This window comes from Mesorhizobium sp. B2-2-4 (genome assembly GCF_006442375.1).
Classification (GTDB): Bacteria; Pseudomonadota; Alphaproteobacteria; order Rhizobiales; family Rhizobiaceae; genus Mesorhizobium.
On record NZ_VFWB01000004.1, the window covers coordinates 144,000 to 157,967 of the forward strand.

Annotated in this window: 13 protein-coding genes and 1 pseudogene; 4 read left to right on the plus strand and 10 right to left on the minus strand. The window is 59.8% G+C overall.

The window, feature by feature from the left end; translation table 11 throughout:
- Positions 1–459 precede the first annotated feature (459 nt).
- Together FJ959_RS32580 and FJ959_RS11650 are read right to left on the minus strand one after the other, a co-directional pair.
- The gene (locus tag FJ959_RS32580) at positions 460–705 is read right to left on the minus strand and encodes a peptidoglycan-binding domain-containing protein (RefSeq protein WP_224704912.1); all 246 of its coding nucleotides are present in this window, start codon (positions 703–705) and stop codon (positions 460–462) included.
- Positions 706–1,043: 338 nt separating this feature from the next.
- Positions 1,044–1,352: a hypothetical protein gene (locus tag FJ959_RS11650; RefSeq protein ID WP_140630249.1), complete on the minus strand. Its 309-nt coding sequence runs from the start codon at positions 1,350–1,352 to the stop codon at positions 1,044–1,046.
- A 950-nt stretch (positions 1,353–2,302) separates the two neighbouring features.
- Here FJ959_RS11650 and FJ959_RS11655 point away from each other — a divergent pair.
- Entirely contained in the window at positions 2,303–2,584 is a 282-nt protein-coding gene (locus FJ959_RS11655; protein WP_140581389.1) for a DUF427 domain-containing protein, read from the plus strand.
- 78 nt (positions 2,585–2,662) lie between these two features.
- On the opposite strand, the gene ileS is transcribed toward FJ959_RS11655, so the two are convergent.
- Positions 2,663–5,638 carry an isoleucine--tRNA ligase gene (gene ileS, locus FJ959_RS11660; RefSeq protein WP_140581392.1) on the minus strand — a complete coding sequence of 992 codons (2,976 nt, stop codon included), beginning with the start codon at positions 5,636–5,638 and terminating at the stop codon, positions 2,663–2,665.
- Between the two features lie 110 nt (positions 5,639–5,748).
- Positions 5,749–6,162, minus strand: a complete 414-nt coding sequence (locus tag FJ959_RS11665) for a cupin domain-containing protein (RefSeq protein ID WP_140581395.1) — start codon at positions 6,160–6,162, stop codon at positions 5,749–5,751.
- A 304-nt stretch (positions 6,163–6,466) separates the two neighbouring features.
- Here FJ959_RS11665 and FJ959_RS11670 point away from each other — a divergent pair, with 304 nt between their 5' ends.
- Both FJ959_RS11670 and FJ959_RS11675 read left to right on the plus strand, forming a co-directional pair.
- Positions 6,467–6,949, plus strand: coding sequence for a hypothetical protein (locus FJ959_RS11670; protein ID WP_140581398.1), 483 nt, complete (start codon positions 6,467–6,469; stop codon positions 6,947–6,949).
- A 635-nt stretch (positions 6,950–7,584) separates the two neighbouring features.
- Entirely contained in the window at positions 7,585–7,935 is a 351-nt protein-coding gene (locus FJ959_RS11675) for a hypothetical protein (protein WP_140581401.1), read from the plus strand.
- Positions 7,936–7,973: 38 nt separating this feature from the next.
- On the opposite strand, the gene FJ959_RS11680 is transcribed toward FJ959_RS11675, so the two are convergent.
- From FJ959_RS11680 to FJ959_RS11690, 3 genes and pseudogenes are all read right to left on the minus strand, one after another.
- Positions 7,974–9,164: an NADH-quinone oxidoreductase subunit D gene (locus FJ959_RS11680; RefSeq protein WP_140581404.1), complete on the minus strand. Its 1,191-nt coding sequence runs from the start codon at positions 9,162–9,164 to the stop codon at positions 7,974–7,976.
- Between the two features lie 182 nt (positions 9,165–9,346).
- Positions 9,347–9,625 carry a hypothetical protein gene (locus FJ959_RS11685; RefSeq protein WP_140581406.1) on the minus strand — a complete coding sequence of 93 codons (279 nt, stop codon included), beginning with the start codon at positions 9,623–9,625 and terminating at the stop codon, positions 9,347–9,349.
- A 260-nt stretch (positions 9,626–9,885) separates the two neighbouring features.
- Positions 9,886–10,012: pseudogene (locus tag FJ959_RS11690) on the minus strand (IS3 family transposase); the annotation flags it as partial.
- Between the two features lie 301 nt (positions 10,013–10,313).
- Here FJ959_RS11690 and FJ959_RS11695 point away from each other — a divergent pair.
- On the plus strand, positions 10,314–10,655 hold the full coding sequence (locus FJ959_RS11695) for a hypothetical protein (protein WP_210239509.1): 342 nt from the start codon (positions 10,314–10,316) through the stop codon (positions 10,653–10,655).
- A gap of 181 nt (positions 10,656–10,836) precedes the next feature.
- Here FJ959_RS11695 and FJ959_RS11700 read toward each other — a convergent pair whose 3' ends face one another.
- The 3 genes from FJ959_RS11700 to nhaA form a co-directional block, all read right to left on the minus strand.
- On the minus strand, positions 10,837–11,502 hold the full coding sequence (locus tag FJ959_RS11700) for a peroxiredoxin-like family protein (protein ID WP_140581409.1): 666 nt from the start codon (positions 11,500–11,502) through the stop codon (positions 10,837–10,839).
- A gap of 149 nt (positions 11,503–11,651) precedes the next feature.
- The gene (locus FJ959_RS11705; RefSeq protein ID WP_140581412.1) at positions 11,652–12,056 is read right to left on the minus strand and encodes a host attachment protein; all 405 of its coding nucleotides are present in this window, start codon (positions 12,054–12,056) and stop codon (positions 11,652–11,654) included.
- Complete coding sequence (gene nhaA / locus FJ959_RS11710) at positions 12,019–13,959, minus strand: Na+/H+ antiporter NhaA (RefSeq protein ID WP_140581414.1); 1,941 nt, start codon at positions 13,957–13,959, stop codon at positions 12,019–12,021. Before nhaA ends, FJ959_RS11705 begins: the two co-directional genes overlap by 38 nt.
- Positions 13,960–13,968 lie beyond the last annotated feature (9 nt).

The following is a 13,968-nucleotide window of genomic DNA, read 5'->3' on the forward strand; positions in this document are numbered from 1 at the left end:
GGGGCCGCACCAGCGCTGGAGCGTGCGCGAGCCATCGAGCGCTCGACAATCAGAACCGTGGACCCTGTATCAGACACTGCCATAACGTGCGGCTATCAGTTCAATTAACGAGCCGCCACCAATGGGAACGATTTGGGAGCGGGCAGGTGCCACCGCTCAACGGATCGACAGTTTTTCGGATATCGGCGGAGCGATTTGAGTCACCGAAACAAGGGCCCGTGGCCGGCTGGCTTGGGACCGAAAACTGTTCGTCCGCTTCTGGAGTGAAGTCACCGGTAAGCCGCTGTTGCGCTGACGGCTGCACCGGCTCTATCAGGGCTCCCGCCAGCTCCTCAGAGGAAGCCGGCCGGCCGCTCAGATGATGTCAGCATTCCGCCTCGACGGCTCTGCGTCACAAAGCCGGCCATTGAAAGAACGTCTGCAACGGGTCACTCCAGAAATGCTTGGCGCTGCGCGTCTTCATATCCCTGATCCGTCCGTTGTCCTCAACGCATCCAATGTCTCAGGTGTGATCGTACCTGTCACTTTCAAACCATAGTCCGTCTGAAGCTTCGTCAAGGAAGCCCTCATTTCGGGACGGAATATGCCGTCGAGTTTCCCGTTGTAATAGCCGAACGCCAGCATGGCGAACTGCACCTCAAGGACAATGTCCTTGAAACGCTCGGCGTTACCCGGAAGGATCTTGAGCGGTGCCGGGGCAGGCACGGTCTTCGGGCTTGATATGTCGGAGGGGGTGTCGGCGGACTGTACAACCGAGCGGTGTAAGTTGGGGATGGGCTTTGATAGTCAGGAGCTGAATATCCCCCGGTCGACGAACGATGGCTGCTATGCGAGCTGTGACTGCTGTGGCTACTATGCCCCGCCAGCGTATACTCGTGATTGAGTTTGAAGATATCGAACAAAGGCGTTGACTTTCCGCCGTCGCTGAATGTCGGTTTCGTCGGAAATGCATGCGTCTGGGTCGGAAGGAAGCCGGCCGCTAGGAGCGACGGGATCGCAAACAATCGCTTCTTCATGCCCCTACCCCCAAATTCGCGTATCGTTCAAATAGGTACGTTTCCAGTCGGAAATTGTCCCGGGGCACGGTGCCTGAATTCCTCGGGCACCGTGCAGAGCGGAAAATTATACAACCGCGCCTCTATCCCGCGGCTGGTGACGAAATTCACGGCTCGCGAAATCACGTCAAAGCCACTTGAGCTGTCGTAAAATAGCTTTGCCCAATTCTGCCGACCGTAGCCGATGTTTTTCAGCTGCATGATTGCCCATGTGTGTATAAACGGCAGGATCGTAGCGATGAAGCGTGCAAGTGCTGAAAGATTGGACGCGTTCGGTTGCATCAGCACTGTGCGCAATTCGATCTGCGCGCCTGTCCTGCAAAGAAATCCAAGGTTTCGCAAAAGGCCCTCGTGCGCACCCTGCTTGCCGACAATCTCGTCATGAACGGTCGCATCGGATGAATAAATTTGTCTCGGAGATGCTCGGCGAGACGACCCAGGTTTACAAGACGCCGATCCAGCGGCCGGGGCAGGGGATATTCGCGCCCCGCGTCTGGGCCCCGCACTATACACCGCGGCCGCTGCGAAGTCCGCTCGAGCTGCGCGAGATGTCACCGCTCCTGTCGATCCTTATGGTACGAACTCCCCGTCCTTCGAACTGACCAAGATCCGGCACTCCTTAGACAAGCCCTACCGCGGCTATTACGAGCGCGCGAAAGGATCGCCATCTGTCCTGCCTCGGCTGCAGGCTTGGCAAGACGAGCCCTTGCAAGGGGCCATCAGCCCGGCGCCCGAGCCGCAGAACACTCAAGAGGCGCCGAGTACGAAGACGCGGTCTAGGTCTAAGCCACGTCAACCGCCGCACGTCGGGCGTCGCGCCGCACGAAGGCAAACGCCAAGGCCGCTCCGGCGATGCAAGGTGATAACGCCGCGCTGGCGTTTGTGCCGCGTCCTGCCGCGCCACCCTCCAAACCGCTGCCAGGCAAGATGCTTTCCCTCGGCACACAACCTTCGGCGCCGGCGGGAGAAACCTGCGACGTTCGCGAAATCCTGGCCGCCGCGGCACAAGAGCAAGACGCGGAATTCAACGCAATGAGCGCCACCGTTCGCAACGAACACGGACCGACGGTCCGCGAGGCCATCGAGACGCTCGACGCGCTGCACCGATCTTTTGGGAAGGACGAAAGATAGGACCAGAGCGGATCCGTAACGCTATGCAATCCATTCCCGTTCGTTAATTCGCCGGGCCGACAGCCTGCGGTAGCCTTCTGGCCATCAAAACAACGTGGCACGGCCAGGAGAATTCAATGACAACGGCGACTTGGAACGGCGCGACCATCGCGGAATCAGATAAGACGATCGTCGTCGAAGGAAATCATTACTTCCCACCTGAAAGCGTGCATAAGGAATTCTTGCAAACCAGTTCGACGGCAAGCCGCTGCCCGTGGAAGGGAACAGCGAGCTATTATTCATTGGTTGTGGGCGAGAAAACCAATGAGGACGCGGCGTGGTATTACCCACAGCCGTCGACGGCGGCCGCAAACATCAAGGACTACGTCGCATTCTGGAATGGCGTCGACGTCAAATAGCAACGTTCGACAGCACGCCGGACAATATGCGCGCAACTGTTGTTTCGTAGCCGGGACTTTAACTGCCAAGGATGCAGGCTAGGCGGCTCTTTCCAGCGCCTTCCACTCACGTAGCGCCTGCGCATCGCGCGGCGTGACATCGGGATATTCGAGATCGTCGCCGACGGTTGGGAGGATCTTCCATGACCGCGCGCATTTCCTGCCGACCGCCTTCTCAACCACCACGGCAACTCCCGGCACGTCATTGAGCGTGAATGCACCCGCGGGCGGGGCTTCGTTGCTCGCCATCGCGTTGGAGGTGATGCAGATCTCGGCCAGGTCGATGTCGGCGAGGGTGCCCAGCAACGTCGTGTCCGAGACATAGACCAGCGGTGAGGCCTCAAGCGACGAGCCGATCCGCTTGGAGGCGCGCTCGACTTCCAACGCGCCGGTGACGACGCGGCGCACGTCGCGGATCGCGTCCCATTTCTGCGCCAGCGCATCGTCGCTCCATGCGCCAAGGACATTCTGGAACGGCTCGAGATGGACGGAGGATGCGCCGGGATAGCGCGAGAGCCACGCTTCCTCGGCGGTGAAGGACAGGATAGGCGCAAGCCAGGTGACGATGCGCCGGAACAAATAGTCGATCGCCGTCAGCGAGGCCTTGCGCGCGACGGATGATGGCGGGTCGCAATACAGCGTGTCCTTGCGGATTTCGAAATAGAAGGCCGAGAGCTCGGTGTTCATGAAATGCGACAGCGTGCCAATCACCGCCTTGTATCCAAACTCGGCATAGGCCCGGCGGACGACGGCATCGATCTCGCTCAACCGATGCAGCATCAGCCGTTCAAGCTCGGGCATTTCATCGGCCTTGATGCGATCCTGGTCGCGGAAGTGCGCGAGGCTGCCCAGCATCCAGCGGATGATATTGCGTAGCTTCCGATAGGTCTCGATGGTGCCTTTGAGGATTTCCGGCCCGATCCGCAGATCGTCCAAGTAGTCCGATTGCGCGACCCACAGGCGCAGGATGTCCGCGCCGGACTGCTTGATGACGTCCTGCGGCGCGGTGGTGTTGCCGAGCGACTTCGACATCTTACGGCCGTGCTCGTCGAGCGTGAAGCCATGCGTCAGCACCACGTCATACGGCGCGCGGCCGCGCGTGCCGCAGCTTTCCAGCAGCGAAGAATGAAACCAGCCGCGATGCTGGTCGCTTCCCTCGAGATACATCACGGTATCGTTGCCGCCATCGGCCTTGCGCTTGATGCCAGCGAGGCCGGGAAACTGTTGCGCGTCTTCCAGCACGAACGCATGCGTCGAGCCGGAATCGAACCAGACATCAAGAATGTCGTCGACCTTCTTCCAATCGTCCTTGGCGTGATCGCCGAGGAAGCGTTCGCGCGCGCCTTCGGCGTACCAGGCGTCGGCGCCTTCGCTCATGAAGGCTTCCGCGATCCGCAGATCGACGGCCTCATCCCGAAGGATCTCCACCGAGCCGTCCCCTTTCTCGCGCACGAATACGGTGATCGGCACGCCCCAGGCGCGCTGGCGCGAGACCACCCAATCGGGGCGGCCCGCGATCATGCCGGTGATGCGGTTCTGTCCCTGTTCGGGCACCCATTGCGTAACCTGAATGGCCTGCAAGGCGCGATGACGCAGCGTGTCGCCGGACTTCGCCTTGCTACCGTTCAAAATGTCCTTATCCATCGCGATGAACCATTGCGGCGTGTTGCGATAGATCACCTGTTTCTTCGAGCGCCACGAATGCGGATACTGATGCTTGAGGCGACCGCGCGCCAGCAGCGCGCCGCGCTCGATCAGCGCCTTGATGACGGCGTCGTTGGCGTCGCCCCTCTCACCCTTGTCGGTGAGCACGCGCTTGCCGGTGAAGCCCGGAGCCTGCGCGGTGAGCGCGCCGTCAGCATCGACGGTGTAGGGGATCGTCGATGAGATGCCGCGCGCTTCCAGGTCGCGGGCATTCGCCATCCAGATGTCAAAGTCCTCGCGGCCATGGCCCGGCGCGGTGTGGACGAAGCCGGTGCCGGTGTCGTCGGTGACATGATCGCCATCGAGCAGCGGCACGGTGAATTCGTAGCCGCCGTCGAGCCCCTTCAGCGGGTGGCTGCATTCGAGCGCGTCGAGGATACCGGAATCGATGTCGGAGGTGCGCTCATAGGACGTCACGCGCGCCTGCTTGAACACATCCGGCGCAAGCTTGTCGGCAAGGATCAGAAGGTCGCCGGTCTTCGCCCAATTGTCGGCGGGCGCGTCGGTAACCTTGTAAAGGCAGTAGGCGATCTTGGAGGAAAACGAGATGGCGCGGTTGCCGGGCAACGTCCATGGCGTCGTGGTCCAGATCACCACCGAGGCATTAGCGAGGCGGCCGAACGCGGCCTTCACCGGAAACTTCACCCACACCGTATCGGAGATCTGGTCTTCATATTCGACTTCCGCCTCCGCAAGCGCGGTCTTCTCGACCACGCTCCACATCACCGGCTTGGAGCCACGATACAACAGGCCGTTGGCGGCGAATTTCATGATCTCGCGCGCGATCTGCGCTTCGGCGCCGAAGTTCATGGTGGTGTAGGGATGCGCCCAGTCGCCGATCACGCCGAGGCGCTTGAATTCCTCGCGCTGGATGTCGATCCATTTCTGCGCGAATGCCCGGCACTCTCCTCGGAATTCGTTGATCGGCACCGCGTCCTTGTTCTTGCCCTTGGCGCGATAGGCCTCCTCGATCTTCCATTCGATCGGCAGGCCATGGCTATCCCAGCCTGGGACGTAGTTCGAATCGAAGCCACCCATCTGCCGGCTCTTGATCACGAAATCCTTGAGGATCTTGTTGAGCGCGTGGCCGATGTGGATGTTGCCATTGGCATAGGGCGGGCCGTCATGCAGCACGAATTTCGGACGGCCCTTAGACTTCTCGCGCAGCCGGTCGTACAGGCCGATCTCGTTCCAGCGGGCGAGCAAGTTCGGCTCGCGTTCCGGCAGACCCGCGCGCATCGCGAAGTCCGTCTTCGGCAGATAAAGTGTCTTGGAATAGTCGCGGGAGGGAGACTTCGACTTATCGATCATAGCAGCGTTTTGGGCCAACCCCGTGGAGCGAACGCATTGCGTCTGAAACAACAGGCTAGCGGCGCCGTGAGACCGCAAAGTCATCAACGGCGCGCCGCTGCCCATGTCCTCTACGGGAACGTTATGCCGAACGCGGCCGGATCCGGCTTCTCACCTTTTCGGGGAACCAACATGCGCTCCAAGCCTCCCGGCACGTAAGTGGCCAGCAGGACCGCCTGGTCGCCGACAATCTCGATCGTATGCGGCACGCCACGTGGAAGTGCGGCGTAGGCGCCAGGGCCGACCTCGACGCGGGTATCGCCGACCGTCGCGATGAGCTTTCCCTCCACGACATAGACCAACTCGTCCTCGCGCGAATGGGTATGCATCGGAGGCTCCTCTCCGGCGCGCACCGTCCACAGGACCGCGCTATAGTCGCCGCCGGACTGGCCGCTTTCCACTTTGATCTCGATTTTCGAACCGCCGCTGGCGGTCATTGTCTCGCCGCCCTGCGGCGGTGTCAGAACTGGTTTTTTGACTGCCATTTGTGGCCTCCTAATCATGACCTTTGCTTGGGTATCGCAGTAGCGATGAACAATTGTCGCTCACGTCCATCAGCATGGGATCGCGGGCGGCAAAGGAGAAATGACGTCACGCCATGAAATTAATAGCCGCGCGTTATAGCGGTCCCAGGCCTTCGATATTGGACACGTGCGCGGTCGAGACTGACTGACTACGCAACTCAGCCGCAAACCTCGGCTGACGCCCGATCGGGCGCTCAAGTCGGCGCCAGGAAGCGCGCCACTGTCGCATTTCTAACTTGCTGCACCCTGCCCTTTGGAACGGCCAATGCGACATTTCTTCTTTGCAGAGCTGGCGACATTTCTACATCGCCGCCACAGGCAATTTAAGAAGGGTAGGTTCAAGTTTGAGATGCGACCTGCGAGCGAGCGATCGCAGCAACGAAGCGATGCAATGCGCCTACTCGCAGATCGACCTGAACGAAAACGCCGCAAGACCGAAGATGGCAACTGGCGTTACGAGGTCGATCGGACAATGCTTTTTGCCGTCCAACTTGAACCTGCTTTGGATCGCCAGGAACTGGACCTAGCTCGCCGTCCGAAGCAGTGTGAGAGAATGATCCTTGTTGATTCAAAATCCTCAGACCCCGCTTCTCAGCCAGGTATCGGATTGATCGTCCGATTTCTGAGACGAGTCTATCGCACAGTGGGCGCGGTGGTCGTCGCCGGAATCATCGTTCAGCTCTACGTGTGGACGAGCTATTCACTGAGGCCTATCGACGTAAGCGGACACTCCTCGGCGGAGCGATGAGCGCGCCGCCGGACGGGTTGCTCTGGGTGATTTCGCTGTGCGGCGTGCTTGTCACCGCACTGCTGCGGCTCCCCGGCTTCGGCTTAGCGTGGACCGTGGACGGAGCACTGCCGATCGTCCTCGGCGCGTTGGCGCTATGGCACTATCTAGACGATTATGGAGGGCAACTGATCTTCAGCCCCGAACGATCTGAGATCGTCTCGGCCATGATCCTCAGCGGGGGGACCTTTTGCTCGGCACGATGCTGCGTCGATACGGTTTCGGGTCGAGGCTGCGGTCATCGGGACCGGTCGATGGGCTTTTGCTGTCGATCATGGCGGTTGTCTTCGTCGGCTTGCCAGTCGTGCTTGAGATCGGCAAGCATCAACCCCTCCCCGCCTGCGCTCACATCTCCGAAGGACAACAGCCCCCAGGCTGCCTCTCAAATCGGCGGTATGCGCCATGATGAGAGGCGCGCTTCGATGACACGCAGGAACAGGCAATGATCGCTGCCTTTGACCGCGCTTCTGCTACTCGCAGCGGCGACACCGCCCCCCATCCGGGCTTCGAACCGCTTTCGCCCACCGGCGATCACGAACTCGCATGTAACGATGTTGAGGATCTGCGTCGAGAGGGCGGAGCCTAGCGTCTTTACGGTGGCGCGCGGCGAAAAGGAGATCGCTCGCTGGACGCTGGATACCGAAGGCGACAGCTGCTTTTCCGAAGAAGATTACAAACGCCGCGCTGGAGCGTGCTCCGCCGAATTCAGTTTTGCCGGGGTCCTGAGCGCCGACAAATCGGACGGACAGCATCTCCCCGTTTTGCATTTTAAGTTGGAGGCGTCGCACTTTCCGCGAGGCATCTCGCGTTTTGACGATTCAACGAGGTTGGCGCCCATCCATAAGGGCGATCTGACGTGGGAGGAAGACCCACGTTGTACCTTTTCGCGTAGCTTCCGCTACGACCTAACGCGCGAGCAATATTTGCCGGATGCCACCCTTGCCTGATTGTAGCGACTACACGGATCCATGAGCTATGTTGTCGTTTATCGGTCGACCTCACCGAATACGATATCGAGCGAACCGAGAACCGCCGAAATGTCGGCAAGCATGTGGCCCCTGGAAATGAAGTCCATCGCCTGGAGATGGGCAAAACCCGGGGCGCGAAGCTTGCAGCGATAGGGCTTGTTGGTGCCGTCGGAGACGAGATAGACGCCGAACTCGCCCTTCGGAGCCTCGACTGCCGCATAAACCTCGCCGGCGGGCACATGATAGCCTTCAGTGTAGAGCTTGAAATGATGGATCAAGGCTTCCATCGCCCTTTTCATTGCGGCCCGTTTCGGCGGCACAACCTTGCCGTCCTCCGTTGACACCGGACCAATGCGCTCTTTGCCCAGAAGGCGGTCGACGCACTGGCGGATGATCTTTGCGGATTGACGCATTTCTTCCATCCGGATTAGATAGCGATCGTAACAGTCGCCATTCTTTCCGATGGGGATGTCGAAATCCATCTCTGCGTAGCATTCGTAAGGCTGCGATTTCCGGAGGTCCCAGGCTGCGCCCGAGCCGCGCACCATAACGCCCGAGAAGCCCCACGCCCAAGCATCGTCCAACGCGACGACACCTATATCGGCATTGCGCTGCTTGAAGATGCGGTTGGGGGTCAAAAGCTCGTCGAGATTTGCAACTGTGACAAGAAACGGGTCAATCCAGTTGCCAATGTCCTCGATCAGCCGTTCGGGCAGATCCTGGTGTACGCCACCCGGACGGAAATAGGCAGCGTGCATCCGTGACCCGGAAGCGCGCTCATAGAAAACCATCAGCTTCTCGCGTTCGATAAAACCCCAAAGCGGAGGCGTAAGCGCACCGATATCGAGAGCCTGTGTCGTGATGTTGAGGAGATGGCTCAGTATTCTGCCGATTTCGGAATAGAGGACGCGGATCAGCTGCCCTCGGATCGGCACGTCGATGTCCAGGAGCCGCTCGACTGCCAGCGCGAACGCATGCTCCTGATTCATTGGCGCGACATAGTCGAGCCGGTCGAGATAGGGCACGGCCTGAAGATAAGTCTTGTGCTCGATCAGTTTCTCCGTGCCGCGATGCAGGAGCCCGATGTGCGGATCGACGCGGGTGACGAGTTCGCCGTCCAGTTCGAGCACCAGGCGCAACACGCCGTGAGCTGCCGGATGCTGCGGACCGAAGTTTATATTGAAGTTCCGAACGGACTTTTCGGGCATGACAACGTTCTCCCATACGGATGAGACGAGACGGCACCGTAAAGTTACCGACCAATCGACGCAGCGTTGGCTGGTCAGTTCGGCATTCACACTGCATTTACATGCGCGATCTCGGCCCGGGCCCGCATGGTCGAATCATGGGCGACGGGCACGAGGCCCGCCGCTAATCAGTGGCTTCGGCCCTAGTGGTTTGCGCCGCCTAAGGGTTTTAGGTTCGCGCAAAATTCCGCGTAAGGTTTGCTCATAGCGGCGTCCTGACACTCTTTCATCATCGCGTCCTGATCACTCTTTGCCATGTTTTTCCAAGCGGCCTCGAACGCAGCCTTCGGCTTCATCGTTTTCATTGCTGAATCAGTAAAAAACGGCTGCATCATCGCTGGCGAGTCGAGAGCGCCTGCCAATGCCCCGCCTCCAAGCGTTGAGAAAGCCAATGCTCCGAACAGAATGGGTCTCAGATTCATTAGTAGGTGTCCTTCTAGTTTGCGGGAGTTCTTATGCAAAGTGTGTCTGCGCCAGCTCGAAAACTGCGTTCTCTTCGGCGCATTTAGGTTTCGCCAGAAGTTGACGCTCCAAGCGAATGAAACCATTGTATGGATTTCATAACAGACGGGAATTGAAGTGGTCTGTGAGGTAGGCCCGCCTGATGAGACAGCTTGGCGGCTTGACTAAGATGGATCGGGTTGGTTTCTGCGCGGCCAGTTGCTCCCATTTCTGACGTAGCATAGACCTCGTTGGGTGTCCTACCGCCAGAAATCGAGTGTGGGTCGCCGGTTATAATAGTCGATCCATAAACCGATGCCGCTGCGCGCCTCGCTTCCGATCTCGACTGCGATGAGGAAGACGCATTCGGGAACGCTTGTCGCTCGGCTCAGTGATTTCAGCTGGTTGCTTCGCTGTGTAAATGTCTTCCTTCGCGAAGCGTCATCATCCCCTAGGCGGTGCGCTACCGCGCAGACAAAGAGGCAGTTCATCGAAATCCCTAATTGCCAATCGCTATGAAAACCATGCCCGGCGGTAGTTGGAAGCATCGATCCATCCCGCCAAGATACAACTCTCGTTCATGTGTAATCCCGGGGAGCCATTCGCTGATGGCAAGCTGGGGCTTGGAAACGAGCCGTCAACAAAACTCCATTTCAATAGGAGAACGACATGTCCGATATCGAAGGTTCTGCTGTCAAAGACGGCGATCGTATTGACCGAGCCGACATCGCCATCGCGGTGACACGAGCACCATTTGCGTATGAGGACGGCGCAACACAGGAGTTCTACTCGGACGGACGCACCGTTTACACGGACGCCGGAGGTCGGTCGTCGGGAGAATGGAAAGTGGACAATGACGGGAGGTTCCAGTCGTTCTGGCCGCCGTCGGTATACACCACATACGATGTGTTCTGGATAGCCGGTTCCGACGGAAAGGCTGTAGGAGTGAGGTTCACTGACCCGATTAGCGGGGCAACATTCGACGGTCGATACGCTCCCACGCCCGCCTGAGATCGCGGTTTCTTGCGTGCTATCAAAGGCGATGGGCGGCTTGGTGCTCCCTTCCCCAGACGACCAGATTCAGGTTTGGCGTGACCCGCCTGCCAGCTCTCATTGTGCGTCGTGTCGTATGATTTCGATCACGCGGAGCCGAGGCAACGCTTTCGCAACTCGGGACTTTCTTCTTCGCGGCCTATGCAGCATGCGGATGGCGCAGATGATCCAGCACCGGTAACGCGTCACGTGGTGGAGAACGACTGGACTGCCCGGGGTTGATCTCCGAGAAGGCAATAAGCCCTGCCCTATCGACGATGAAGCGGGACGGTATCGGCAACGTCCAGCTTTGGTCGCCGTTGAAAACGGGGAGGTCGATATCATTCTTCCTGTGAAGGTCTCGGAGCAATTCAGGTATGCGCCATCGCACGCCGAAGAGCTGGCCAACGCGACCGCCTCGATCTGAAAGAATCGGAAAGCCGAGCTTCAATTGCGCGTGTGCTTTTGCGTTCTCGGCGACGGTCTGCTGGGAGATGCCCACGAGTGACGCGCCACGCGCTTCGATCGACGGGCGAAGGGACTCGAATGCTTGCAGGTCGCGATTGCATGCGGGAAACCACAACCCGGTGTAGAAAGTAACTAGCATCGGCCCATGCCGGAGCAGTGTTTCCGAGGCGACCTCAACGCCATCGTGGCCCGGCAGTCGAAAGGACGGCGCACTGTTGCCTGCCTTGAGCGCGCGCTCGGCCTGCCCAGTCGCGATCAGGTATTCCGTGGCGCTATGAAGCAGGTCCGCGACGTCACGCGTTTTTCGCCTTGTCACCGGAGGCGAAGCCGCATCAGACGTGCTCTTGCTTTTTCGCATTGCCGGTCTTTCCTCCCGCATGGCCGCTATTTACCCTGGGGAACTCTGGTTCAGGTCGCTCGCGAGCAGTAGCCGTTGTCGGCAACTTTGAGTTATTCATCGCGATTATGACTGAGCTACTCTATGCCTCCGCCTTTCGGATCAATGCTTCAGGCGCTCGCGATCAGTGAGGCGATGTCCTCTAGCGAACGCCGGCTGAAGTCCTTCGCGAGCTCACTTATGATTTTGCTTTTCAGGCCGCGATCGAAGTGCTTTCGCATCTCGCCCAAGGTCCTGGGATCCGATACGATGACGAGGTGCTCTATCGTACCGTCGAGGCTGAGCTTGTTCAGGAACGCGGCCGTCGCAGCCGCGAAATCGTCCTCGGCGAGCCGCCTGCCATCGTGATTGTTCGATCCGTTGTGATGGCGCGCGCCAGACCCGGAGTTATGGGGCGCGGGCGGTGCCTCCGTTATCTCGACCAAATGCACTCCAGGTTTCACGCCGGTATTGTGGAACAGCCGGACCGTCTCACCATCAGCAACTGCTATCGTCGTACCTGTCGGTAGGATCATCTAGAAACCTCCTGTTTGCTATGCAGCGTAAACGTTTGGGGCATGAGCCGTGCTCGGAAGCGTCCTGCGGTACCTCTTCGTTGAGCTCTTGGTGGGACGCGCCCCAAAGCAGAATGGTTCCCATGACAGCCGAAAGAACCGACGCCGCGAAAACGGCGATCTTGGCGGCCGAGAATGCAGTGGCGTCTGGAAACGCTTGGCCCGCAATAAAGAGCGACATCGTGAAACCGATGCCCGCGAGTGCTCCCGCTCCAGCCAACTGCCGCCACGTATACCCTGATGGCTTGGCGGCTATGCCCGTGCGAACTGCGGCTACCGCCGCGAGAAAGACGCCGACCGGCTTGCCTACGGCAAGGCCGATTACGATCGCGGCCATGAGCCGACTATGTCCAACGAAGACACTCGGGTTGATTGCTACTCCCGCATTCACGAGGGCGAAGATCGGGAGGACCACATAGCTCGATCGCGCACCGGCGTGCCGCAGCAAGCGGTCGGCGGGCGACTCTAGCCTGTCGTAGATGGCGTCGAGCGCGTGTAGGGCGGGGGTGGAGGGGCCGTGCCTTAGAACCTCTCCCTCATGCCGGGCTTCGGACCCGATGATGGTGCTCGCTTGCATCATCAGAGCCTCCAGGTCGGCGGGCGGACGTGTCGGGATGAACATCGCCAGCACTACGCCAGCGAGCGTCGCGTGAAGGCCGCCGGCGTAAACGAAAGCCCACAGCGCGACGCCCATCAGAATGTAAGGCGAGAGAATATAGACCTTTGCCCGGCTCAATAGGGCCAGCCCGACGACCACCACGCCAGCGGCGGCCAGGTAGCCCGGGTGGATGTCGGTGGAGTAGAACAATGCGACGACGATGATCGCACCTATGTCGTCCACGATAGCGGCCGCAGTGAGAAAGATGCGCAGCTCGACGGGGACACGAGCTCCCATCACGGCAATTAAGGCCACCGCGAACGCGGTATCGGTCGCCATCGGAACGCCCCAACCGTGCGACCACGCCCCTGCGGGAATGACCAGCGCATACAGAAGCGCGGGCGCGATCATGCCACCGATAGCGGCCGAGATGGGAAGTGCGGCCGATGATCGGCTTGCCAGGTGGCCGACCGTCATTTCGCGCTTCACTTCCAGTCCCACGACGAGGAAGAACAACGTCAGCAAGCCGTCGTTGACCCAATGGAGGATCGACATCCGAAAGGATATCTCACCCACGCTCAGGCCGAGCTCTTGCCGCCAGAACGCCATGAATGCCGGTCCGATCGGCGAGTTCGTCAAAACGATTGCCGCGACAGTCGCAAGCACCAGCAGAATGCCGGCGGAAGGGCCCCAGCTCGCGAAATCAAGGGCGGCCGTACGGACGCGGTGGCCGAGGGTGCCAAGCATCGCGTCGACGAGAGAGCTCTCGTCCCACGGCCCGTCGTAGCGCCGCTGGTTGATGTAGAAGGTGGGCGTGAACCTCACGCCGCTTGCGCGGGAGCTTGCGATATCTGCCTCTACCCTTGTCCTTGCATGCCGCGAAGTGTCGTTGTCCGCAAAATTCGGGTCCACGCCGAGGTCGGCAGCCACCGCGAGGAGATCTTCCTCGGTAAGCTGCATTGATCTCGTCATCAGCTTGATGTGCGCGGCCCAGAATGCATCCCGTGTAGGCGCGAGTTCCGCGAGCACGGCGGCTCTGAAAGAAAGGTTGTTGTCCGTCAGTGGCCTATGTCGGAAGGCGTAGCACACGCGATCGCCAAGCTGATCCCGCGCCTGCGCGATACGCTCATTGGCCGCCCTGCAGTGTGGGCAGGCATAGCTGCCATACTCGACAAGCGTAATCTCGGCGTCGCTAGGGCCAAGCACGTGTTCCGTCTTGTGGTCGACCGGACGATCGAGACGGCCGGGCGGGGACGTGAGCTGCATCGCCGAACC

Bases quoted from the DNA above. Each gene is read 5' to 3' on its own strand.
- FJ959_RS11655 (WP_140581389.1), top strand. From the start codon at position 2,303: ATGACAACGGCGACTTGGAACGGCGCGACCATCGCGGAATCAGATAAG.
- ileS (WP_140581392.1), bottom strand. From the start codon at position 5,638: ATGATCGATAAGTCGAAGTCTCCCTCCCGCGACTATTCCAAGACACTT.
- FJ959_RS11665 (WP_140581395.1), bottom strand. From the start codon at position 6,162: ATGGCAGTCAAAAAACCAGTTCTGACACCGCCGCAGGGCGGCGAGACA.
- FJ959_RS11670 (WP_140581398.1), top strand. From the start codon at position 6,467: ATGCGACATTTCTTCTTTGCAGAGCTGGCGACATTTCTACATCGCCGC.
- FJ959_RS11680 (WP_140581404.1), bottom strand. From the start codon at position 9,164: ATGCCCGAAAAGTCCGTTCGGAACTTCAATATAAACTTCGGTCCGCAG.
- FJ959_RS11685 (WP_140581406.1), bottom strand. From the start codon at position 9,625: ATGAATCTGAGACCCATTCTGTTCGGAGCATTGGCTTTCTCAACGCTT.
- FJ959_RS11695 (WP_210239509.1), top strand. From the start codon at position 10,314: ATGTCCGATATCGAAGGTTCTGCTGTCAAAGACGGCGATCGTATTGAC.
- FJ959_RS11700 (WP_140581409.1), bottom strand. From the start codon at position 11,502: ATGCGAAAAAGCAAGAGCACGTCTGATGCGGCTTCGCCTCCGGTGACA.
- FJ959_RS11705 (WP_140581412.1), bottom strand. From the start codon at position 12,056: ATGATCCTACCGACAGGTACGACGATAGCAGTTGCTGATGGTGAGACG.
- nhaA (WP_140581414.1), bottom strand. From the start codon at position 13,959: ATGCAGCTCACGTCCCCGCCCGGCCGTCTCGATCGTCCGGTCGACCAC.